General features: G+C 69.5%; 23 protein-coding genes and 1 pseudogene. 9 read left to right on the top strand and 15 right to left on the bottom strand.

Annotation, left to right across the window (positions count from 1 at the left end):
* Positions 1-4 precede the first annotated feature (4 nt).
* From ACOACQ_RS13285 to ACOACQ_RS13265, 5 genes are all read right to left on the bottom strand, one after another.
* Entirely contained in the window at positions 5-1,108 is a 1,104-nt protein-coding gene (locus ACOACQ_RS13285; RefSeq protein ID WP_420288466.1) for an ABC transporter substrate-binding protein, read from the bottom strand.
* Between the two features lie 35 nt (positions 1,109-1,143).
* Positions 1,144-1,662, bottom strand: a complete 519-nt coding sequence (locus ACOACQ_RS13280) for a flavin reductase family protein (protein ID WP_378596720.1) — start codon at positions 1,660-1,662, stop codon at positions 1,144-1,146.
* Between the two features lie 343 nt (positions 1,663-2,005).
* The gene (locus ACOACQ_RS13275) at positions 2,006-3,232 is read right to left on the bottom strand and encodes an ROK family protein (protein ID WP_420288465.1); all 1,227 of its coding nucleotides are present in this window, start codon (positions 3,230-3,232) and stop codon (positions 2,006-2,008) included.
* A 170-nt stretch (positions 3,233-3,402) separates the two neighbouring features.
* Complete coding sequence (locus ACOACQ_RS13270) at positions 3,403-4,119, bottom strand: calcium-binding protein (RefSeq protein ID WP_378599599.1); 717 nt, start codon at positions 4,117-4,119, stop codon at positions 3,403-3,405.
* A 134-nt stretch (positions 4,120-4,253) separates the two neighbouring features.
* Entirely contained in the window at positions 4,254-5,444 is a 1,191-nt protein-coding gene (locus tag ACOACQ_RS13265) for a PucR family transcriptional regulator (RefSeq protein ID WP_378599596.1), read from the bottom strand.
* A gap of 130 nt (positions 5,445-5,574) precedes the next feature.
* Between ACOACQ_RS13265 and ACOACQ_RS13260 the strand changes: the two genes are divergently transcribed.
* Positions 5,575-6,354 (top strand): esterase/lipase family protein, encoded by a 780-nt coding sequence (locus ACOACQ_RS13260; RefSeq protein ID WP_420288464.1) that lies wholly within the window; start codon positions 5,575-5,577, stop codon positions 6,352-6,354.
* A 25-nt stretch (positions 6,355-6,379) separates the two neighbouring features.
* A complete protein-coding gene (locus tag ACOACQ_RS13255) occupies positions 6,380-7,261 on the top strand; it encodes an esterase/lipase family protein (protein ID WP_378599591.1) in 882 nt (293 codons plus the stop codon).
* A 29-nt stretch (positions 7,262-7,290) separates the two neighbouring features.
* Here ACOACQ_RS13255 and ACOACQ_RS13250 read toward each other — a convergent pair whose 3' ends face one another.
* The 7 genes from ACOACQ_RS13250 to ACOACQ_RS13220 all read right to left on the bottom strand — a co-directional run bounded on the left by ACOACQ_RS13250 (position 7,291) and on the right by ACOACQ_RS13220 (position 12,909).
* Positions 7,291-7,980 carry a hypothetical protein gene (locus ACOACQ_RS13250; RefSeq protein WP_378599588.1) on the bottom strand — a complete coding sequence of 230 codons (690 nt, stop codon included), beginning with the start codon at positions 7,978-7,980 and terminating at the stop codon, positions 7,291-7,293.
* A 388-nt stretch (positions 7,981-8,368) separates the two neighbouring features.
* Positions 8,369-8,605, bottom strand: a complete 237-nt coding sequence (locus ACOACQ_RS13245) for a hypothetical protein (protein ID WP_378599585.1) — start codon at positions 8,603-8,605, stop codon at positions 8,369-8,371.
* Positions 8,606-8,846: 241 nt separating this feature from the next.
* Positions 8,847-9,242 (bottom strand): hypothetical protein, encoded by a 396-nt coding sequence (locus ACOACQ_RS13240; protein WP_420288463.1) that lies wholly within the window; start codon positions 9,240-9,242, stop codon positions 8,847-8,849.
* Positions 9,243-9,299: 57 nt separating this feature from the next.
* A complete protein-coding gene (locus ACOACQ_RS13235) occupies positions 9,300-10,988 on the bottom strand; it encodes a lamin tail domain-containing protein (RefSeq protein ID WP_420288462.1) in 1,689 nt (562 codons plus the stop codon).
* A 145-nt stretch (positions 10,989-11,133) separates the two neighbouring features.
* Positions 11,134-11,694 carry an RNA polymerase sigma factor gene (locus tag ACOACQ_RS13230; protein WP_420288461.1) on the bottom strand — a complete coding sequence of 187 codons (561 nt, stop codon included), beginning with the start codon at positions 11,692-11,694 and terminating at the stop codon, positions 11,134-11,136.
* 11 nt (positions 11,695-11,705) lie between these two features.
* Positions 11,706-12,326 carry a hypothetical protein gene (locus ACOACQ_RS13225; RefSeq protein WP_420288460.1) on the bottom strand — a complete coding sequence of 207 codons (621 nt, stop codon included), beginning with the start codon at positions 12,324-12,326 and terminating at the stop codon, positions 11,706-11,708.
* Positions 12,327-12,414: 88 nt separating this feature from the next.
* The gene (locus ACOACQ_RS13220; RefSeq protein WP_420288459.1) at positions 12,415-12,909 is read right to left on the bottom strand and encodes a hypothetical protein; all 495 of its coding nucleotides are present in this window, start codon (positions 12,907-12,909) and stop codon (positions 12,415-12,417) included.
* 124 nt (positions 12,910-13,033) lie between these two features.
* Between ACOACQ_RS13220 and ACOACQ_RS13215 the strand changes: the two genes are divergently transcribed.
* Positions 13,034-14,302 (top strand): MFS transporter, encoded by a 1,269-nt coding sequence (locus ACOACQ_RS13215; protein WP_420288458.1) that lies wholly within the window; start codon positions 13,034-13,036, stop codon positions 14,300-14,302.
* A 253-nt stretch (positions 14,303-14,555) separates the two neighbouring features.
* Positions 14,556-14,765, top strand: coding sequence for a hypothetical protein (locus tag ACOACQ_RS13210; protein ID WP_378596896.1), 210 nt, complete (start codon positions 14,556-14,558; stop codon positions 14,763-14,765).
* 596 nt (positions 14,766-15,361) lie between these two features.
* On the opposite strand, the gene ACOACQ_RS13205 is transcribed toward ACOACQ_RS13210, so the two are convergent.
* The gene (locus tag ACOACQ_RS13205; protein WP_420288457.1) at positions 15,362-15,958 is read right to left on the bottom strand and encodes a hypothetical protein; all 597 of its coding nucleotides are present in this window, start codon (positions 15,956-15,958) and stop codon (positions 15,362-15,364) included.
* The gene (locus ACOACQ_RS13200) at positions 15,955-16,545 is read right to left on the bottom strand and encodes an iron transporter (protein WP_420288456.1); all 591 of its coding nucleotides are present in this window, start codon (positions 16,543-16,545) and stop codon (positions 15,955-15,957) included. Before ACOACQ_RS13200 ends, ACOACQ_RS13205 begins: the two co-directional genes overlap by 4 nt.
* Before the next feature lie 510 nt (positions 16,546-17,055).
* Between ACOACQ_RS13200 and mobF the strand changes: the two genes are divergently transcribed.
* Positions 17,056-19,734, top strand: coding sequence for a MobF family relaxase (gene mobF / locus ACOACQ_RS13195; RefSeq protein WP_420288455.1), 2,679 nt, complete (start codon positions 17,056-17,058; stop codon positions 19,732-19,734).
* Positions 19,735-19,766: 32 nt separating this feature from the next.
* On the opposite strand, the gene ACOACQ_RS13190 is transcribed toward mobF, so the two are convergent.
* Positions 19,767-20,093 carry a winged helix-turn-helix domain-containing protein gene (locus tag ACOACQ_RS13190; RefSeq protein ID WP_378596902.1) on the bottom strand — a complete coding sequence of 109 codons (327 nt, stop codon included), beginning with the start codon at positions 20,091-20,093 and terminating at the stop codon, positions 19,767-19,769.
* A gap of 70 nt (positions 20,094-20,163) precedes the next feature.
* Here ACOACQ_RS13190 and ACOACQ_RS13185 point away from each other — a divergent pair, with 70 nt between their 5' ends.
* From ACOACQ_RS13185 to ACOACQ_RS13170, 4 genes and pseudogenes are all read left to right on the top strand, one after another.
* Positions 20,164-20,517, top strand: a complete 354-nt coding sequence (locus tag ACOACQ_RS13185; RefSeq protein WP_378596903.1) for a hypothetical protein — start codon at positions 20,164-20,166, stop codon at positions 20,515-20,517.
* 239 nt (positions 20,518-20,756) lie between these two features.
* Entirely contained in the window at positions 20,757-20,972 is a 216-nt protein-coding gene (locus tag ACOACQ_RS13180) for a helix-turn-helix domain-containing protein (RefSeq protein WP_378596904.1), read from the top strand.
* Between the two features lie 11 nt (positions 20,973-20,983).
* Positions 20,984-21,244, top strand: coding sequence for a helix-turn-helix domain-containing protein (locus ACOACQ_RS13175; RefSeq protein ID WP_378596905.1), 261 nt, complete (start codon positions 20,984-20,986; stop codon positions 21,242-21,244).
* Between the two features lie 26 nt (positions 21,245-21,270).
* Positions 21,271-22,284, top strand: a pseudogene (locus ACOACQ_RS13170) (tyrosine-type recombinase/integrase); the annotation flags it as partial.
* Positions 22,285-22,443: the final 159 nt, after the last annotated feature.

Genomic DNA, 22,443 nt, shown 5'->3' with positions numbered 1-22,443 from the left:
CACCTCACTTCGTGTACTTGGCGTCGACGAAGGTGGCAGCGAGGCCCTCGAAGCGACGGTCGAAGAGCTCCTCCGCGTCGAACTTCTTCACGAACCCGCCCTTGGCGATCAGGTCGATCGTCTGCTGGCCCCACGCCGCGGCGTCGTCCCACTTCTTCGGGAACAACGGCTGGTTGGTGGACTCCCAGATCCTGTCGGCGTCCTCGGGCGAGAGGCCCTCGGTGTCGACGTAGTAGAACTTCTTCCACTCCTCGGCGTTCTCCCACGCCCAGACCTGGCCCTGCGCCCAGGCCCGGATGTAGTCCTGGATGGCGCGTTCGTTGTTGTCGTCGGCCAGCACCGCCGTCGGCGCCCACAGGATCGTGAGGAGGTCGACCTCCTCCGCCTTGATCGCCCGGGCACCGTCGCGGCCGTAGTCGTCGATGTACTTGGCCGAGTCGAGGCCGCCGAGGACGGCCACGTCGACCTGCTTGCCCTGCAGGGCCGTGAGGAAGTCACTGCTCGGCAGCGCGACGAGCTCGACGTCGTCGTACGAGATCCCGGCCGTGTCGAGGGTGCGGAGCAGGACGACGCCCTGGGCCTGGCCCTGGGAGAACGCGAGCTTCTTGCCCTTGAAGTCGGCGAAGGTCTTGATGTCGGTGCCCGGTGCGGTCGCGAAGACGTACGTCGGCTTGGGCTTCTCGAGGACCGCCACGACCTTCGTGTCCAGCTTGATGTCGTGGGCCTGGATCGGCGGGATCAGCGCATTGCTGGCGACATCGGCCGCCTTCGCGCGGAACGCCTGGATGACCTCCGGGCCACCGGTGGCGTTGATCCACTCCTCCACCTTGAAGCTGAGCGGATCGATCGCCGACCCGGCCGCCTCCAGCTGGAGCTGCGTGGTGCGCCCGGCGATCTTCAGGCTGGTGCCGGCCTTGGGGGCACCGGTGGCGAGCGGCTCCTTCAGGGCCTTCGCGACGTCGGCGCCGTCCGCGGTGGCGCAGGCGCTCAGTGCGGTCATGCCGAGGAGGGCGCCGCCGGCGAGGCTGAGGAAGCCGCGGCGCTGGAGGCCCGGACGGGCGGGTCGGGTGAGCTGGTCGAGCTGGTTGAGCGGGGACTGCGTGGTCATGGGGATCGATGGCTTCTTTCGGGTGATCAGAGGGGTCAGAGGGAGTGGTAGGCGCCGTCGCGGTAGAGCAGGCGGGATCCGTCGGCAGTCGTGTCGCCGTCCGGGATCCGTGCCTCCTCCACGAGCGCCACGACGAGGCGGGAGTCGCCGGTCGGGAGCTGGCGCTGGAACCGGACGCGGAGCCAGCCGGCGTTCTCCGCCAGGACCGGCTCGCCCGTCGGCAGCCGGTCCCAGTCGGCGGCGGCGAAGCGGTCGATGCCGCTGGTCGCGAAGGTCCGCGCGACGGCCTCATGCCCGGCACCCAGGAAGTGCACGACCGCCGTACTGCCGTCACGGACGTGGGGCCAGCTCGACGAGCGGGTGTTGATGCCGAAGCTCACCAGCGGCGGGTCCGCGGAGAGCGAGGTCAGGGACGTCGCCGTGAAGCCGGCGGGTCCGTTGCCGGCGTCGAGGGTGATGACCACGACGCCGGCGGGATGGTGGCGGAAGGTGCGCCGGAACGTGGGGACGTCGATCAGGCCGGAGCCGATCGGGTCGGTGGAGAGGATGGACATGTCGTCACTCCCTGGGTGGTTGCGCGAGAGGGGCAGGGCGGCAGGACGCCGGGGCGCACGAGGACTGCGCCGGCCGCGGCGGGACAGCGCCACGAGGTCGTACGACGCCGATTCGGCGTCAGGAGGGTCGAGCGTCGGTCAGCAACAGCGACAGCGACGGTCGACCCCGCGACAGGGACGACAGCACGACGGGGCGCCGATGAGTGCGGGAGCCGCGGTCACGGCCTCACTGCTCAGTGCCCGAGTTGTCGTGGTCATGTAACTAGACTAGATCACTAGACTTTTCGCGCAACAATGCACGGAAGTGAAATAAGGAAACTCACGAGACGCCCGTCACAGACCCTCAGGACGCTCGCGAGAAACGGCCGGGAACAGCCGTCGGCGACGCGTAGATGCGGTCCAGGATCACGGCACCACCCGCCGTCGCGAGGACGTGGTCGGGGAAGCTCGTGCCGGCGACGACCTGCCCGGAACCCGCGCCCGCCGTGGACCCGGCGGCCAGCTCGGCCCGCAACAACGCGCGGCACTGCGGCAACAACCGCTCCCCCGCCTCCACCACGGTCAGCAGGTCCGGATCGAACAGGTCCAGCAGGATCGCGGCCGCACGACCGACCAGGCGGGCCCGCTCCTCGAGGAGCGCGATTGCCCGCTGGTCGCCGTCGACCGCGGCCTCCAGCAGGTCGCGGAACACCGGACGGTCGATGGAGCCGTTGGCGAGCGCGCGGCGAACCAGCGTGCGCTCGGAGACGGCCGCCTCGAAGCAGCCGACCTTCCCGCAGGCGCACGGCTCGGCACTGTCGTCGATCTTGAGGTGCGCCACCGCACCCGCCGCCGACCGCGGTCCCTGCTGGACACTGCCCGCCGTCGCGAAGGCGACGTCGACGACATTGCCGACGAAGAGCTGGACGATGCTCGAGCGCGCCCGGTCCACGTGCGCACCGAAGAGCTGCTCGGCGCGGACCAGTGCCCGCGAGTGGCCGTCGATCGCCACCGGCAGCCCGGTCTCGGCAGCGAGGCGGTCCCGCACCGGCAGGTCCGACCAGCCGAGCAGCGGGTGCTCGACCACCAGCCCGCGCGCGGCATCCACCCAGCCGCCGGTGGCGACGCCGATCCCCAGGATCCGACGATCCTCGGCGTCGGCGAGCACACCGCGGACCGACCCCGCGACCTGGGCGAGGACGGCGTCGGGGTCGAGGTCGTCGTACTCGTGCTTGTGCTCGCGGAGCACGCGGCCACGCAGATCGAGCAGGGCGATCGTGAAGCGCGGAACGGCGAGGTGGACGCCGATGACCGCGGTCGACTCGGTGTCGATCGCCAGCGGGACGTGCGGGCGTCCGACTCCCGGCGGGCCGGCGGCCTCGGGCGCCTCGCGCAGCAGGCCCTTGTCGATCAGCAGGTTCGCCACGCCGGTCATCGACGCCGCCGAGTAACCGGCCACCCTGGCCGCCGTGCTCCGGGCGACGGGGCCGTGGTCGAGGACGACCCGCAGTACGTCGGCGGTGATGTCCGTCGCGCGACGACCACGCGCTTGAACCGGGAGGTCGGCTCGGCGGGTGCGTGTCTTCTCCACGGTCATCTCCAGCGCGTCGTTAAGTGAACTAACTCAGGAGACTAACAGCGATTAAGAGGACGGCAGCTCGCTGTCCACGCCGCCGGCCCGAAAACGGCTCTCCCCTGCGCTCAGCACGCATCTGGTGCGTGCCGAGCGCAGGTGAGCGTCCGGAAGGGGCATCCGCTGGATCAGTGGAAGGTGTCCTCGGCGTTCTTGTTGGTGACCGCGGGGTCGAAGTTGTCGACGTCGACGTTGTCGCGGTTGGCCGCGCTGTGCTCGATCGCGTCCTTCACGGCGAACTTGTCCTTGCCCTGACCACCGACCAGGTGGTCGTAGGCCGGGGTGACCTCGTGCGACTCGATGGTGTCGTCGCCGTACTGGCCCTCGACCCAGTCGACGCCCTCGTACCCGTTGAGGTAGTCGTTGCCGTCGCCGCCGTACAGGTCGTCGGAGCCGTCGTTCACGTTGACGCCGGCCCAGCTGTAGAGGGTGTCGTTGCCCTCTTCGCCGCGGATGATGTCGTCACCGGCGCCCCCGTTGATGGAGTCGTTCTCGGTGCCGCCCATGATGAAGTCGTTGCCGGCTTCGCCCTCGACCCGGTCCATGCCGCTGCCGGTGTAGATCTCGTCGGCGCCGCTGCCGCCGTACACGGTGTCCGCGCCGGTGCCGGAGAGGACCTCGTCATCGCCGCCGGAGGCGAAGATCGTGTCGTTGCCGGAGGTGCCGTAGATCTTGTCGGCGCAGGCGGTGCCGTACGTGGTGACGCCGGCCTTCGCGACGATGATGTTGCCGTCAGTGCAGGGGGCGGCCTGGGCGGCGGTGCCGGTGGCGGTGAGGCCGACGACGGCGGTGGCGCCGACGAGGGCGAACTTGGCGGCGAAGCGGAAGGCGGTGCTGGTGGTCATGGCGTGTCCTTGGAGGTGAGATGGTCGCTCCGGACGTCTGCCGGGCTCGTGTGGGTAAGAGCGCCGGCTCTGCCTGACCTTGCAAGAACTTCCACTTTTCTTTTCTGGGGTGCGCGTTCGCCTGCTGTCCTCGTTCAGCTGCGCGCTTCCGCGTCCCTGGCGAGCAGTGCCATCCGCAGGCGGGTCGCGTCGTCGGGCCGGGTGGGGTCGTAGCCGGTCAGGCCGGCGAGCTTCCTCATGCGGTTGTCCACGGTGTTCGGATGCGCTGACACGAGGCGCGCGGTCCGGTGCCGGTTGCCGCCCGTCGCCAGGAAGGCGCGCAAGGTGGCGAGCAGGGGGTCGTCCCCGATGGGGGCGAGCATCCGGGCGAGGGCCGTTCTCGCGGCGCCCGGACGGGTGACCTGGTACTCGAAGGAGACGTCCTCCAGCCGGTAGGTGCCCGGCGGTCGCTCCAGGAGGAGGACGACGTCGAGGACCTCCCTCGTCAACCGTGCTGCAGCAGCGATGTCATCGGGTGCCGCCGTGGTCACCGCGGCCGTCACCGGCGCCTGGGCGACGTCCTCGAGCCGTTCGGTGAGTGCCTTCCCGTCGGCGATGCCGGGCGTGAGGGGGATGAGGGCGAGCCCGCCGGCAGGAGTCAGCGAGGCCATCGGTTGTTGCCCGTCGCAGACCTCGCGCAGCAGGGAACGGACCCTGCGCAGCTTGCGCCGGGCGGCCATGCTGGCGTCGACCCCCGGCTGGAGCTCGTCAGCATGGCGGGCGATCGACAGGGCGAGGACGGAGTACTCGTCGGCCAGGGCGTACGTCTCCAGCGCCGGGCGCGGGGCACCGGTCAGCAGGGACTCGAGCATGCCGTCGGCGACCGTGCGCGAGCCCGTCTCGATCTGCTGGAGCTCCTCGAGGAATCCCCCGGCGGCGGTCGCGCTGACGACGCCCAGGAAGTCGGTGATCCGCCCCACCAGGTCCGTGCTCAGCGAGACGTGCTCCTGCCCGGCGAGGACAGCCAGGCGCTGCACGACCACCCGTGCGACCAGGTGGTACGCCGCCATGATCATCTCGAGCGAGAGGCCCTCCTCGGCCCGCCGGGCGGCGGAGACCCGGATCTCCTCGAGATCGTGCGGCGCCGGCAACTCGCCCGTGGCGATGGTCGTGATGAACAGCTCGATGTTGTTGCGGATGGTCCTGGCGACGTCCCCGTGCAGGAGCTCGCCCGGCACGGCGGCGTACGGCTCGATCTCGGCGGCGAGGGCGCGGGTGCCGGCGTCGACGAACTGGCGACGGTGGCGCCGCATCAACTCCTCGAGCCTGTCCCCGTCGAGTTCCATCCACACTCCTTTGTTGTGATGACCTCACAGCACGGTAACCGAAAAGGTGGGCAAACTGCCGATGTCGGTGGAGCAAGGGCACAGGGAGACTCGGCGTCATGTACCTGTCACGGCAAAAGAGAGAAGACCCATGACGCTCCGCAAGACGCTGGCCGGCCTGTTGGCGGCCGGGATGTTGACCGCCACCCCCGTCCTCGCCGTCACGGCCCCCGCCGAGGCCGCCACCGCCGATCCGGTCGTCATCGTCCCGGGACTCTTCGGCAACGGGCCCGGCGCCGCCCAGGTCGGTTACGCCTACCTCCAGGCGCGACTCGTGTCCGCTGGCTTCGACGTCGAGGTGTTCGCCGCCCCCGACTACGGGACCGGCGACATCCACGCGAACGCCGCACGCCTGGGCGACTTCATCGACGACGTGCTGGCCGAGACCGGGGCCGCCAAGGTGGACCTGGTGGCGCACTCCCAGGGCGGCGTGATGGCGCGCGACTACGTCAAGACGCTCGGCGGAGACGCGAAGGTCGATTCGCTCGTCATGTACGGCACGCCCAACTACGGCACCCAGGTCGCCTCGCTCGCGACCCAGTGGGGCGGCGGCAGCTGCTTCGCCATCGTCGGCTGCGCCCAGCAGGCGATCGGCAGCTCGTACCTCACCGCCCTCAACGCGGGCGACGACACCATCGGAGCGGTGCGCTACACGGCGATCGCCACGGAGTACGACAGCGTCACGACGCCGTACGAGAACGCCTTCCTGAACGCAGGCGACGGCAACATCACCAACGTCACCGTGCAGTCGCAGTGCGCCGCCTGGCGTTGGGCCGACCACTTCTCGATCACGTACGACGCCGTCGTGGTCGACGGCGTGGTGGACGCGCTCAAGGGCGGGCCCGTCCAGATGAACTGCTTCGCCTTCTGAGCGAAGTACCAAAGAGGGAGCGGAAATGAAGATGTTCAAGAAGATGGCGCTGGTGTCAGCGGCCGCGATGGTGACGATCCTGTCGGGAGCAGGCGTCACCTCGGCCCAGGCCACCAGCGCGGCTGCGCCCAGCAGCGGATGGAACGACTGGTCCTGCCAGCCGAGCGCGGCCCACCCGGAGCCCGTCGTCCTGCTGCACGGACTCGGCGGTCAGGCGGTCACCAACTGGTTCTACCACGCGCCGAAGCTCGCAGCCGCGGGCTACTGCGTGTACTCGACGACCTACGGCGAGGGCCTGTTCGGCGAGCTCGTCGGAGGACTCGGCTCGATGCGCACCAGTGCCGTCGAGGTGGGCGAGTTCGTGGACGAGGTCCTCGCGGCGACCGGTGCCGCGGAGGTCGACCTGGTCGGCCACTCCGAGGGGACGACGGTCGCCACCTACTACCTGAAGTTCGAAGGTGGGGCCGCGAAGGTCAAGCACTTCGCCGGGTTCGGCACCAACGTCAAGGGCAGCACGCTGAACGGCCTGACCACGCTGATCAACGCAGCCATGCCGCTCCTGCCCGCCGTCACCCAGTTCGTCCGGGAACAGTGCGCGTCCTGCCTGGAGTTCCTCGCGCCCAACCAGTTCCTCACCGACCTGGCGGCGGGTGGCTTCACGGTTCCTGGTGTCACCTACACCTCGATCATGTCGAAGTACGACACCGTCGTGACGCCGTACTCCAACGGCCGGATCGACGAGCCGGGCGTGAACAACATCGTCCTGCAGGACAAGTGCGGGTTCGACTTCTCGGGCCACCTCGCCATGGCGGTCGACCCCAACGTCAACCTGTTGATCAGGCGCGCGCTGGATCCCGAGAACGCTCCGGCGATGCGGTGCTCCGTGGTGTTCCCGGCCCCGTTCTGACGCGCAGGCTGCGAGGTTCCCGACCCAGATCAGTGGCCGGGAGCCTCGCGGTCGGCGTACCGCTTCCATTGAGCGTCCACGACCGCCGCGAGCAACGCCCGGGCGCCCCCGTCGTCGCCGGCGCTCGCTGCACGGAACGACAGCAACTGCTGGCCGTCGCGCACCAGCACCATGTGCTCGATGGTCTCGACCGGATCGGCCTCGTCGACCTCGGTCGAGACCGTGGCGTACGCCGTCGCCTCGTCACCGCGGTCCGACACGGACTCCGGCACGACGATCTTGATCGCGACGTCGCGCACCCGATCCTCGGCGAAACCGCCGGCGCAGGCCTCGAGGGCGTCCTCGACCAGCGCGAACACCTGCTCGGCGTCGTCGTCGGCGTAGGTCAGCAGCTGCACGTTCACCCACGGACCGAGCCGCGGCGTCTTCGCCTGCACCCGCTCGGACCGGACGGGCTCCGGATCCAGGTCGACGATCGCGGAGAGGGGTTGGCACGCTTCCGGGTCGGCCACCCGGTCGTCAGCGAGCCCGGGCAGATCCTCCGGACCCACCTCGGCGTCGCCGACGGTCGAGCCGCTCTGGAGGAGGGCGTCATCGAGAGCCTCCGCCGAGAGCACGCCAGCGGGGTCAGCGGACCTCTCGTTGTCGGCACCACCTCCGCAGGCGCTGAGGGCCAGCGGCACGACGAGGGCGAGCAGGACGAGACGGTGGTGGGGCATGGATCTACTCCGAGAGGAAGAGGCGGGCTCGGTGACGGCAGGCGGAGAGACTGGTGCCGGGGACACGGGGCACGCACACCGACTCGTCAGGCCGCGCCTCGATCACACCAGCATCCGCGCCTCAGTAGTACCAGGGGGACGATTCGACGGGATTCCAGGCACTGTCGACAACTGCCGAACGATGCCGGAGAAGCGCCTGTGACCTGCGCAAACGCAGCAAGAGTGACGTTTGTCGTTGTTGGCTTCAAAGTGCCGCTTCGTGGCCGTTTGCGGACTTTTTGCGGACCGACCACCCACGACACGTGTCGCGATCATCTACGTGAGGTCGACGACGGTGGCGTCAAGGTGACCTCCGATGAAGGCTGCCGCACTGGAGCGCATGCAGCGGTCAGCCTGCTTCGGCGCCACGATCGTCCGGAGTCGCCCGGCTCGGCCTGCGGGTAACGCTCTTGGTGTCCGGGCGAACGATCTTCCGATCGGGGGCGGACCGAGCCTCCCTGATCTCCGCCACGAGGTTGGCAAAGGAATCCTCTCCTCCCCGCAGGCGGGCCGAGGCGCGCCGACCGCGGATAATCAGGTTGAGATCCTCCGGAAGGATTCCCTTGTCGAGCAGCCTCTGCGCCATGGGAGCATCGTCGTCGCCCAGGCCCGCCCGGCGCCAGATCGCTTCGGCGGCTTGATCGACTCCGCTCTGGGTCCAGGACGTGGTTCGCGGTCGCTCGACCAACTGCTGCTCTGGCAAGCGCCTTCGGCGTCGCGGGGGCAGCGGGAGCCGCGTGGCGGGCGGCCGTGCGAAGCGGGCTGCAATCTCCTTCAACCGCGCCTCGTTGGCCGCAGACACCCGGGACGCCGCTCCCCGTGGTCGCTCACCGAAGCTCGAGCCTGTAGAGGTCTGCAGTTCGAAGGTCGATCCCGAGCTCGTCACACACCTCGCCGTAGGCCGAATCGAGGCGGGCGTCAGCTGGTCCGAGGTTCGCGCGCTCTTCAGGGGTCATTCGTCGCAGTCGGTCGGCCCAGCGTCGGGCAAAGAAGTCGAGGTAATAGCCGTCGACGTAGGAATCCTCGCTGTCGCGGGGACTCGCTAGCTGTAGGTGACGGAACGCTTCCAGAAGAAAGGTCGGGCTGACGCCGTAGCGGGCCGCGATCTCGGTGATGCTGAGGGTGGGAATCCTGTCCTCCTCGACGAACGAATCGAACGTGTGTTCCCACGTTAGCAACGACCGCCGGCATGGAGTCGTTGCAATGGAATGGGTTTCGCTCACAAACGCAACGCGGCCCGCTCGGGATCAACCGAGCAGGCCGCGTTTACCGAGCTGGTGTCAGTACGTCGTTCCGTTGGCGCGCTGTCCGGGCGAGCGGGTCAGCGTGCTGATGGTGTTGTGCTGGACCCAGGTGCCGCTGGTCGATCCGTCGGGACTGCGGTTGATCGAGACCCCGTCGGAGCTGGCCTGGCTCGGGGTGTAGGTCATCGACTGGATGGTGGCGCCGCCCGAGTCGCGCAGGCTCACCGAGTCGCCGCCGTTCGCGAGGTTGAGCCCGCCGGTGCTGGCCGGCACCGCCACGATGCCGCCGGGGATGCTCGAGGCGCCTCCGAACACGGTGATGGCCTTGCCGGGCTGCAGCGTCGTACCTGCCGCGAAGGTGTGGCGAAGGGCCGTGCCATCCCGGAGCGTCCAGCCGGCGATCGAGATGGCGGTGCCGCCGTTGTTCACGATCTCGATGGCCTCGCCCGCGGTGGCGCTGCCCGGCTCGTTGGCCAGCACCTCGTTGAGGATGACGTTGGCCGGCCCGCCTCCGGCCGCGGTCACCGTGACGTTCTGGGTGGTCGTGTGGCTCGCCCCGCCGTTGTCGGTGACGGTCAGGGAAACCGCGTAGGTGCCTGCCGCGGCGTAGGTCACGGACGGGTTGGTCGCGGTCGAGGTCTGGCCGTTGCCGAAGTCCCAGCTGCGCGAGGCGATCGTGCCGTCGGCGTCGGTGCTCGCGTCGGTGAAGGTGCAGGCGAGGTTCGTGCAGGAGTGCGTGAACGACGCGGTGGGCGGCTGGTTGCCGCCGCCCCCGCCGCCGATGGTGAAGTCGTACCGCGCGAGCACCGGGTAGTGGTCGCTTGTCGTGGTCGCGTAGTTGGCGACCCAGCCCTCGGGGTGGAACGCGACCGCCGAGCCCGGGACGTACTTCGCGTTGACCTCGTTGGTGTTGAGCTGGTGGTCGATGAAGTCCGGGTAGTCCGTGGTCGACGCGACACCGGCGAGTGACTGCGCGCGCGTCGGGAAGCTGTAGCGCGCCGAGTCGTTGACGAAATTGGCGTACGGCGTCGCCATCCCGGACGTGATGGACGTGTCCACGTCGTCGTTCCAGTCACCGATGACGAACACGTTCTGCGTCGGGTACGTCGTGTCCAGGTAGGACTTCAAGGCATCGGACGCGGGCTTGCGGAGGTTCCAGGCGTCCGAGGTGGAGCCCGCCTTCGCGTGCAGCACGATGAACACGAGGTCCTTGGTCACTCCGTCGAAGGTGCCCCGGAGCGTGTACTCCACGGGCGGGCGACCGGCGAAGTTGCTGTTCTGGTTGGTCAGGATGACCTTGGCGCTCACCAGGCTGGCAACGTTGGTGCGCCACACGAGGGCGACCTTCTGCTCGGCGTTGCTGAAGTCGGAGTAGTACTGCGGGCCGTTCGTCACGATCGGGTCGTTCGCCAGGACGCCGGTGTAGCCGGGCATGCCGGCGACGAGGTTGGTGAACGCGGAGGTGCTGACGACCTCGGAGAGACCCCACACGTCCATGTCGGCGCCGGCCATGACGTCGCGGACATTCTGCTGCTGGAGTGACTCGTTGGTCGGGCCGAATCCGGTGTCGCCGAACCACTCGACGTTCCAGTTGCCGACGTCGAGCTGGGTGGCCGAGCCCTGGGAGGGTACGACGGCTGCGTGCGCCGGCGCCGTGAGTGCGAGGGGAGCGAACGCGATGGACGCGGCGAGCGCAGCCGTGAGCGCGCGAAGACTGACCTTCATCGAGGACCTTTCGGGAGGGGCGGAGGCCTCCGGGGAGCCTTCCCGAGAGGCGTTCCGACTCTTCCATCGCTGCCGACGTCCGGCGAGGAGTGGCGACTGAACGTCGGCCGTCGAACGCCTGAACAGGAGTCGCCCCCCGTCGCTGTCATCCGGGCGTGGGCGACACCTCGGGGACGGTGCGGCGCAGGCGGCTGAGGCCGCGGTGCCGGGCGACGCGCACGGCGGTGGCGGTCATGCCCAGCGCCACGGCGGTCTGTTGGCTGCTGAGCCCAGCGACCTCCGTGCAGCTCAGCACCTCGCGCTCCCGCTCCGGCAGGGTGGCCAGCACTGCCCTGGTCCACTCAGCTCCCGCCACCTTGTCTGCGAGGTCCGGCGCCCCGTCGCCAGTGAGCAGCTCACTGATACCGATCGGCTCGGTCGGCGCTGTCGCCCGCCGAAGGGTACGACGGCGAGCCGACGCCGCATGGTTGCGGGCGATGCCGAACAGCCAGCCTGCAAACGCATCCCGGTCACCACGAAAGTCCGCGATCGAATGCGCAGCGACCAACCAGGACTGGGAGACGAGGTCCTCCGGCGCCGCGGCCACGTCCCCCGAGGGGCGCGCCTTCAGCCACACCAGCAGCCGGCCGGTAAGGCTCTCGTACAGCTCACGCCACGCGTCCGGGTCCCCGTCCCGAGCCCGAGCGATCAACTCGTCCTCTGCCACGCTTCGTCGCTTCAGTCCTCCGCGGTGGCACCGGCACCGGGACCCGCGTCGCTACTACCCGTGGTGTCGTCACCGCCGTCCTCGCCGCGGCTGACGTCGTCGTCGGGTTCTCCCGCCTCCTCCGAACCGCGGGCGTCGTCTCTCCCGTCCCCGGCTTTTTGCTCCTCGCCTGCGTCATCACCCGAGCTTTCGTCATCATCCCCACCATCGGGATCCCGAGTCCGGTCGTCATCCGCGGACTGATCTGCGCCGCCCGAGTCCGGTGCCGTGTCACCGGCGCCCGAGTCGTCGGTGTGACGGCCGGTCGGCGCCGACATGTCGCCGTCCACCGCGCCACCGGAATCGGTGGCCGGTGCCGGGACGGACGTCTCGCCGGTCGGGGTGGTCGTCGTCATCGGGAGCGGCGACGGCTCGTCATCGCGGTCGAGAGCCGACAGCGCAACCGCACCGCCTGTGACGACCGCGACAGCAGCGGCTGCCGCGAGCGCGGCTGCCCATCCGTGGCGGGGCACCGGCAATGTCGGGCCCGTGCCGGGCAGGGAGGCGCGGGCGGCCAGCGCCAACTGTGCCACGAAGGCCGGATCGGCCGGCGTCTCCGGGATGGGCGGGCTCAGCTCAGGTAGGCGGTCCATGCTCGTCGTTCTCCTGGTGGAGGCAGGTGATGGCCCCCGGAACGCATTGTGCCTTCCCCGGGGCCGTCACCGTTCGTTCGCCGGAGAATCAGTCGTCCGCGCCCCCGGGCGCCTCGTCGTCGGTGCCGTGGCCGGAGTCGTCGGTCTCGTCTTCGTGACCGTCACCCTCGTCGCCGTGATCGTCGACCTCGGAGGCGTCGTCCCCGTCCTCGTCACCGCGATCGTCACCGTGGTCGTCGGCGTGGCCGCCCTGGTCGTCGCCGTCCTCGCCCTGGTCGTCGCTGTCCTCTCCCAGATCATCGGCAGCGCCGGCGTCGTCCGTCTCGACGTCGTCGGTCTCCGGGTCGTCCGTCTCGACGTCGTCCGTCTCGACGTCGTCCGTCTCGACGTCGTCCGTCTCGACCTCGTCCGTCTCGACCTCGTCGGTCTCGTCGGTCTCGGGCAGGTCGGTGGTGGTGTCCTCGACACCGGCCTGGTCGTGGTCGTCGCCAGTAGCGGCGCCGACGGCGTACGCACCGCCGACGGTGGCGAGCACGACCGCGAACGCGGCTGCCGCAGTGCGGAACGGGGTGAGCTTGCGCATGATTACCTCCCTCGCGGCGACCATTTGCCGCCGTACACAGGCTTCATGCCCCCAGCCCGCCGAAGTGTTACGCGACGACGGCCCCTGCCTGCGGTAACGGCGGCAGTGGTTAGGCTCACCTAACGTGAAAGACGAGCTGAATCCGCCGGCCCGCCTTGGTCGTCGTGATCGCACGACCTGGTCGCCGTGGCGATCTGTGTTCGCCTTCGGCCTGGTCAGCCTGGCCGCGGACATGGTCTACGAGGGCATGCGGTCGATGTCGGGACCGCTGCTCGGTGCACTCGGCGCCTCGGGGCTGGTCGTCGGTGTCGTCACCGGCGCAGGCGAGGCGGTCGCCCTCATCCTGCGACTGTTCACCGGGGCATGGGCTGACCAGCGCCGCCTGCACTGGCGACTGACCGTCATCGGCTACGCGCTGACAGCCGTGTGCGTGCCGTTGCTTGCCGTCACCCCGTTCCTCGGCGCGGCCGGGTTGGCAACCGCCGCAGCGCTGATTCTCCTCGAGCGCACCGGCAAGGCCATCCGGAGCCCCGCGAAGTCGGCACTCCTCGCACGGCTAGCCACCGACACCGGCCGGGGCCGGGGGTTCGGCGTCCACAAGGCTCTCGACCAGATCGGCGCGTTCTCCGGCCCGCTGCTCCTTTCGGGCATCGCAGCGGCTACCGGGCTGCTGTGGCCGGGGTTTGCGGTCCTGGCGATTCCCGGTGCCCTGTCACTGCTGCTGCTGGCCCGACTCCGTCGCCGCGCGCCGATTGCGGTCGCCGATCCACCCGATGACGACGCCGCGGGAGACGGCAGCAGCCCTCGTCCTGCACGGTGGGGTGCCAGCGCGTTCGGAGCCGGACTGCCCGCAGCGTTCCACCTGTTCTCGGTTGCTGCGGCCCTGATGACCGCGGGGCTGATGACCTTCGGGATCATCTCCTTCCACCTGGTGCAGGACGGCGTCATCGCGGTCGCCGCAGTCCCCTTGGTGTACGCCGCCGCCATGGCAGTGCAGGCCGTCGCGGCGCTGGCGACGGGCTTCGCGTTCGACCGCATCGGCGGTCGTGTGCTGCTCGTGGTACCCGCCCTCGTGGCGGTCGTCCCGGCGCTGGCCTTCGATGACCGGCTGGCGATCGTGGTCGCCGGCATCGCAGCGTGGGCGGTGGCGACAGGTGTCCTCGACTCGACAGTCAAGGCGTTCGTGGCCGACCTCGTGCCCGACGGCCGGCGGGCGACGGCCTACGGGGTGTTCGCGGCCGTCCAAGGCATGGGCGCGATCGCCGGCGGGGCATTGGCCGGAGCCCTTGCGGAGAACCACGCCGCTGCCCTGGCCGCGATCGTCGCAATCGTCCAGGTCGCCGCTGCGGCGATTCTGCTGGGCACAACTCAGCACACCCGCACAAGGACCTGATCCCTCGCCCCACTGCCCGCTCCTGACGCCGAGGCCGGGATCCCGACCAGCGGATGACCCCAGACCTGCGGGGTACCTCCACGACATCGGGCGAGCCGCCCGCACAAAGGGGGAACAACGATGACCGTCCAGCAGCACGACCGCGGCCCGGCGGAAGCCCACGAGACGTCAGGACTCGTCTTGGTCTTGACGATCGTTGCCATCGCCGCACCGCTGGTCCTCGCCCTGACCTGACACGACGAAGGGAAATGACATGTACATCGGACTCGGCATCGTCCTCCTGGTCCTGGGGCTGATCCTCGTCCTCGACGTGATCACCGTCGACCTGCAGTTCATCGACGACGGCGCCCTCGGCACCATTCTGATCATCGCCGGTGTCATCGCCATCGTGGTATCGCTGCTGTACGCCCCGCCGTGGCGCCGACGCGACGACGTCCACCACGTCGATCGCCGCACGTACTGACGCTCAGCAGTGATGGGAGGGCATGGCGCGGAGGCACCGTGAACGCCCCTGTCGCCATGATCCTGCCGCCGTCGCACGAGCACTCGTGGCAACCCGTGTGCGTTGACCACGAAGCCGGCAGGACCGTGCCGAGCGAGTTCGCCCTGCGATCAGTGTCCCGCCGTGCTCTACCGCCGAGGGTTGGGCCGGGACGAGACAGCTGGGCTCCGACCAATCCGGGGACACGATCACCCTCGAGTGCGCCGCGGCCCACGCTCAACACGCTGGCGTGCGACCATGACCACGGGTGCTGACGTCCCCACATCGGCAGCACCAAGAGGTCCGCGCCCGAAGGCGCCCCATCGCTCTTGGCGCGGGCCCAACCAACCGTCGGGCCCGCCCGGTCGCACGACGGGACGTGTCGCCCGCCCGCCCGATCGTCTGGACGTCCGGGCGTCCGGCCATCGGGCAGATTCATCGGCGATCCAGTTTTGCAGGTGGACGGCCGAACTCCTCGCGCCCGGCGTGAGGCCGGAGGCCCTCGATGTCACTCCTCGGGGGATCTCGACGACGGCGCTTCGCCCTGCTGAGGAGGTGCGGGCGGTGGGCTCAGTCCGTCAGTGCGCGTTGACGAAGCCGACCGCGGTCGCAGTCCACCAGCAGGCTTGCGACAAGGTCGCGCAGACGGCGCCGAGCATCATCGCAGCCCGTGACGGGTGCCGGACCATGGCGTGGTGGACAGCTGCCGCCGCGACCCCGTTCACGCCGATGATCACCACTAGCGCCAGTTTGATCTTGGTCCAGGTGCTGGCGAGGTCCGGCTCGAGCAGCATCCCGGTGCCGACCAGGCCGGCGTACCCAAGCCAGATCGGGATCGCGACCGAGGTTGCGGCCTCCAGCACGGCCTCAATGCTGCGGCGACCGGTGAGCCACAGCAAGGCCATCCAGTCGACGGCGAGGACGGCACCGAAGCCGGCGATCAGGGCGGCCAGGTGGGCGAAGAGTGCGACGGCGTGCACCGTCGGAGACGAGCTGAGGTGCGCGGCGGTCCACACGCAGCCGCCTGCGAGCGCGCCGACCACGACCGCCGCTGTCCCGAAACCGGCCCACACCACCCGCCCCACTCGGACGGGTGGTGTCGGCGCCAAGGGCGCCTCCGGCCCTGCGGCCGGTCCGAGCGGCGTGGGTTGCGGCAGGTCGAGCGTACTGCTCACTGCGGACCGAGCTCGACGTCGGTGAACTCGACCTCGACGCCCTCGGCCAGCGGCGGCGTCTCGTCCGCGTCGCCGTGGCGGTTGAAGGTGGGCGCCTCGACCTTGACCCGCAGCGTGTAGCTGCCGGCCTCGGGGATGGAGAAGTTGTTGGCGTAGTGGAAGAACGTCGAGTAGTAGAAGTTCAGTTCGAGTTCCTGGACGACCTTGCCCGCACCATCGAGCACGGCGAGGGTGATCGGCACGTCTGGCACGATCCGTCCGGTCGCCGTCTCGACCGGGATGATCTCGATGTGGTTGGTCTCACCCTTGGCGGGGTCGCGGTAGGCGGTGTGGCCGCCGCTGTGCACGGTGTGCCAGGGCTCGGCCGCCTCCGTGATCAGGTTGACCGTCCACTCGCCCGACTCGACCGTCTGGCCCTTCTCGGCAAGCTCATCGGCGAGGACGTCGTACTGCTTCGTCACGCCCGCCGGAACGGCCGAGGCGTCGTGGTCGCCCTCAGCAGTGGTGTCGTCCTCCTTGGAGCAGCCGGCGAGCACGACGGCGGCAAGAACTGCGATGGCGGTGGTGGACGCGAAGCGACGATGCACGACAAGACCTCTTTCACAGGAATCTCTCAGACTTAGGAGCGCCTAACCTAAGCAGGATCGATTCTGCCACCGCAATGTGATCTCAATCTCTCTTGGAGAGGTATCGTTGAAAGTTCGGCGATCACGAGCGACAGTCGGCGGCCGCGCCGCGCGGACCGGCGGCCTCGCAGGCCTGCCACGGCGACGTAGGGTCGACGCCATCCAGAGGTGATCAGGGTTCGTCAGGCGCAGCACCCCGCCCGAGGTCGGTGACCCGACGGCCGCACCGCGACGTCGCGCACGCACCGGGGCCGCCTCCTCCGGCGATCCAACGGCCCTTGCAGCCCCGCCCGCCCTCCGTAGTCGGTCATTCGACGCCGAACTTTGCCGACTTCCGATACCGCTGTCGCGAACCTCGCCAACTCCGTCTTCTCACGAGCGGCACGCATGCTACGAAGGTTCGTAGTTCGGTCCGTCCCCCGGGACGGGCCGTGCGCCGTTTTCGGGGTGATTGACGAGTAGTGACGGGCGGTGAACGAGACCGTGCATGGTGGTGTGAAGTTCTACCGCGGCGGCGCCAAGGCCGCCCGCAACTACGTCGAGGCCGACCGCTCACGGGCGGATGACTACTACCTCGCTGAGGGATCCGGGATCGCCCAACGCTTCGTCGCGACCCACTCCCCCGACGAGGCAACGGATGTGGCCGCAGCGGGTGAACTGGACGGCGACGGCTACGAACGATGGGTGGCGGGTTACGACACCAACGGCGTCCCGAAAGGCCGCCTACGCACCGACGAGAAGGGGCTGCGGTTCGTCGAGGTAGTCGTCAACGGACCCAAGACCTGGTCCCTCGCTGCGTCCCTCCACCCCGAGATCGCCGACGCGTACGACGCTGCCCAGGATCGTGCGGCGGCCGAGATCATCGGCTGGCTCGCCGAGCACTCCACCACCCGAGTCGGGCCGCGCGGGCTGCAGGTCCAGGTTCCGGTCGAGCGGCTCGAGGCCGCAGTGGTGCGGCACTACACCTCCCGCGCCGGGGATCCACACCGGCACCTGCACCTCCAGGTCAACGCCCGCGTGTTCGCCCAAGGCAGGTGGCGGGGGCTGCACTCTGTCGCCGTGGTGGACTCGATCGAGGCCATCAACGGCATCGGCCACGCCGCCGTCATGTGCGACCCCGACTTCCGCCGCGTCCTCGCCGCGCACGGGTACACCCTCGACGCGGAGTCCGGTGACATCGTCGAGCTCGCACCGTTCGCCGGGGAGTTCTCCCACCGCGCCGCGCAGATCGGCCGGCACGGGGACCGCTACGAAGCCGAATGGCGAACCGACCATCCCGGCCAGGAACCCGGGCCCGCACTCCGACGGTCGTGGGACCGTCGGGCGTGGGCCGAAGCCCGACCGGACAAGGTCATCCCGACCGACGGCGCCGACCTCGTCCACCGGTGGCGCGACGAGCTCCACGACCTCGGCTTCCAACCACCGAATCAAGGGGCGGCAATCGACGCCGTACCTGTCGGTCACATCGACCGTGGCGCGGTCACCGAGCTCGTCCTGTCCCGGCTCGGTGCGCGGCGGTCGGCGTGGAACGGCGCCGACATCCGCGGCGAGATCGAGCGCATCATCGCCGCCGCCGGCGTCATCGCCGAACCCGCCGTACGGAGGGAGCTGGTCGAAGACCTCACCGCCCGCACCATCGACCAGTGCCCTCAGCTGGTCGACCGCCCCGACATCCCCGAACACATCCGCTCACTCACCTCAGTCAAGGTGCTCGCCGTCGAGGCCAACCTCATCGACCGGATCATCGCCCGCGCTGAACGTCCCGGACAGCCTGCGGCTGCACCACCATCCGTGAATGGGCGCAGGCTCGACCCTGGACAACAGCAGGTGGTCGCCGCGCTCACCGGCACCAGTTCACTGGCAGTCGTGCAAGGTGCCGCTGGGGCCGGAAAAACCACCGCCCTCTCGGCGGCAGCGACCCTGCTCGCAGCCCAGGAGCGTCGGCTGGTGGTGGTGACACCGACATTGAAGGCGGCTCGGGTCGCCGAGGCCGAGGTCGGCTCCCCCGCATCCTCGGCAGCGTGGCTCGCACACCAGTACGGGTACCGCTGGGATGCAGACGGGCGCTGGACACGCGAACCCCTCGACCCGCGCCGCGACCGCCATACCCTCGACGTCCGGGCACGGCTCCTGCCCGGTGACCTGCTCGTGGTCGACGAGGCCGGGATGCTCGATCAGGACACCGCCACCGCGCTGTTCACGATCGCCGACGAGACCGGCGCCCGCCTCGCGCTCGTCGGCGACCGGCACCAACTCCCCGCCGTCGGCCGCGGCGGCATCCTCGACCACGCCACCCGATGGACACCACCCGAAGCCCAGGTCGCGCTCGACACCGTCCACCGGTTCACCGACCCCGCCTACGCCGAACTGTCGCTGCTGATGCGCACCGGCGACCGCGCCGTCCACGTCTTCGACCAGCTCCACGCCACCGGACGCATCGTCCTCCACCCCACCGACGTCGAACGCACCGCCGCCCTCGCCGAGCACGGCGCGACCGGGCACACCGTCATCGCCGACACCCGCGACCAAGTCGCCGACCTCAACGCCGCCATCCGCCAGCGACGAAACAACCAGACCGGTGACCGAACTGGCGACGCAGCCATCACGAGCCGCGGTGAAGCACTCAACATCGGCGACCGGATCGCGACCCGACGCAACGACCGCGACCTCGGCGTCGCCAACCGCGACACCTGGACCGTCACCGGCATCACCGGCAACGGCGGCCTGCGGGTGACGGGCCGGCAAGGCGACCGCACGCTCCCGGCCGAGTACGTCGCCCGCCATGTCGAGCTCGCATACGCCACCACCGTTCACGGCGCCCAGGGCGACACCGTCGACCATGCCCACTTCGCCCTCACCGACACCACTGGCGCCGCCGCTACGTACGTCGCCATGACTCGCGGCCGGCTCACCAACACCGCTCACCTCGTCGCCGAATCGATCGACGAGGCCCGCGAGCAATGGATCGCGACGTTCAACCGCGACCGCGCCGACCTCGGCCCCGCCCACGCCCGCGAACGCGCCCTCGACGACATCGACCGCTACGGACCCACCCCAACCAGACCAGCTCGCCGACGCGACGAGCAGCGCACGCCGGCATCGAGTCGACCGCCGGCACGCCACTCACAGCGGCCCGGGATCGGGATCTGAACGGAACCGTCGGCCGCAGGTCAGAGGTCGGGCTACCGCGGCTCCGGTGGCCTGACCGCTCGGCCGAGTGCCTCGAGCAGGGCGTCGACCTGGCCGTGGTCGACGGTGTAGCGGCGGATGACCGGACCGGACTCGTCGCTGCGGGGCGGGTCAGCGAGCACCACCCCGGCCTGCTCCAGCGCCATCAGGTGCGTGTGGATGTTCGCCTCGGAGCCACCCAACAGCCGGTGCAGCTCGGCCTTCGTGCACGGCCCGTGCTCGTTGAGCGCGCGCAGCAGAGCCACCCGAACCCGGGCCCCGAACACCTCGACCGCCCGTTCGACGACATCAGGGAGGTCAGGTCGAGCGATCCGAGGCACGAGCCCATTGTCTTTGGTCCGTCCCACGCTTAGCATGTTTCCTCGTTTAAAACGAGGAAAGGTAGAGCCGATGTCCTTCACCCTGACGGCCGCCGCGACCGTGAGCGCCGACCCGGCACCGCTCGACGAAGACCGGTCACCGGCCACGGCCGTCTTCCCATTCAGCGCCGATCACGACCAGACCCGCTTCGAGGTCGGAGCCGCCATCGGAGACGACATCGGCGAGGTCATCGGCGAGGTCATCTGCCGCGGTGCCCTCGCCGTCCAGGCACTGGAACAGCTCCACGCCGGGCAGCGGATCCTGGTCACCGGAGCGCTGGCGCCGCGCCCCTCGCTCGACCGAACCCCCGACGTCAACGGCGTGATCCTGGTCATCGAGGCGACCCACATCGGGATCAGCCTCACCGCCACGACCGCTGAATGACCTCCTCCCCGGCACAGTGGCACCTCCCGCCGCCGCCACGACTTGAGGAATGCGCCTGACCTGCGCAAACACGACGTACCCCCTCCGATACCCCCAGCCAGGGGGTACGAAGTCGGGGACGTCCGCCCGTCAGCATCGCTCCGTCCGCAACGGCTCGCCCTGAGATCGCTCGTCACCAACTGATCGCACCGAGGGCCACTTCGGACATAGGTGACCACACCACCCGAAGGAGCGACCCGATGATCCCCATCGACATCCCCACCGACTGGAACGACAGCGCCCTGCTCACGTTCGAGGAGTTCTGCGCACTCGTCCGGATCCCGCCACGCACCGTCCGCGACTGGCGCCGACGAGGAGTCGGACCACGGTTCTGGCGCTTCAACGGCACCGGCCGGCTCTACACCACCGTCGCCGAAGTGCGCAGCTTCCTCTCCCCCGTCAACGCCACCCGCTAGGAGCGCCCATCATGACGACAGCACGCCAGGGCATCGACATCCACGAAGACGACGAGATGCTCACCATCGAGGAGGCCGCCCAGTTCCTCCGCGTCCCCGTCGCGACCATGCGGTACTGGCGCTACTGCGGCACCGGACCCTTCAGCTTCAAGGTCCAGAGGCATGTCCGCTACTGGCGCTCCGACCTCGTCCTGTGGCGCGCAGAACAGGGCCGCGCCCCGAGTTCTCCACAGGGTTCGATGCGCAGCCGCGGTCGGGCCAGCGAACGCTGACACTGGGATCGACGAGAGGAGCAGTCATGGCCGGGAACATCGCCAAGCGTCCCGACGGCAGCTGGCGGGCCCGCTACCGCGACGAGCAGGGCCGCGAGCGGTCCCGCCACTTCGACCGGAAGATCGACGCCCAGCGCTGGCTCGACGAGACCGCCGCTGCCATGCTCACCGGCAGCTACGTCGACCCGGACGCCGGCAAGGTCACCTTCCAGCAGTTCTACGAGCAGTGGTCGGCACGACAGCTGTGGGTGGCATCAACGCGGATCAACGCGGACCTCGCAACCAGCTCGGTGCCCTTCGGCGACCTTCCCCTGCGATCGGTACGGCGGTCCCACGTCGAGGAGTGGGTGAAGGACCTCAGCACTCGGTTGGCGCCGACGACGATCAAGACCAGATTCATCATCGTCCGCTCGGTGTTCCGGGCCGCCGTCACCGATCGCGTCATCACCGCGGACCCGTGCGCCGGCGTCGTCCTGCCCCGACGCCGCCGCGCAGACGCGGCGATGCGGATCCCGACGGTTGAAGAGGTCGGGAGGTTGATCGAGCATGCCGACAGCCCCCGGGTCTCCACCCGCAAGGGCTTCCGCGCCTACGTGGCACTGTGCGCCTTCGCCGGCCTGCGAAAGGCCGAGGCGGCCGCCGTCCAGCTGGGCGACCTCGACCTGAACCGCGGCCAGCTGTCGGTCACCCGGCAGCTGCAGCGCGAAGGCTCCACGTACGTCCTCCGAGCACCGAAGTACGGCTCGGAGAGAACCGTCTACCTGCCCGAGGAGCTCGTCAGCATCCTGTCGCACCACGTCGTCGAGCACGTCACCGAGAGCTCCACCGGCAACTGGTTGTTCACGGTCGGAGACGAGCCGCTCTACGACAACGCCATTCACTGGCGCTGGCGCGCGACCCGGTCGGCGGCCGGACTCACCCGGATCCGGCTGCACGACCTGCGGCACTTCTACGCCTCAGGCCTGATCGCTGCTGGGTGCGACGTGGTGACGGTGCAGCGCGCCCTCGGCCACTCGTCGGCGAGCACGACCCTCAACACCTACAGCCACTTGTGGCCAACGGCCGAGGATCGCACGCGGGCGGCGGCCTCCGAGCTCATGAAACAGGCCTTGGCCCGGCCTTCGGCAGGCTCCGCGGAGGGCCCCGAGGCGGGACCTCTCTCGGATTTTGCGGACTTTTTGCGGACTAGAGACGGTCCG

This window comes from Nocardioides sp. CPCC 206347 (assembly GCF_048654605.1).
Lineage (GTDB): Bacteria > Actinomycetota > Actinomycetes > Propionibacteriales > Nocardioidaceae > Nocardioides.
The sequence above is the reverse complement of the archived record's forward strand: the minus strand, read 5'-3'. Positions and strand labels throughout refer to the sequence as shown.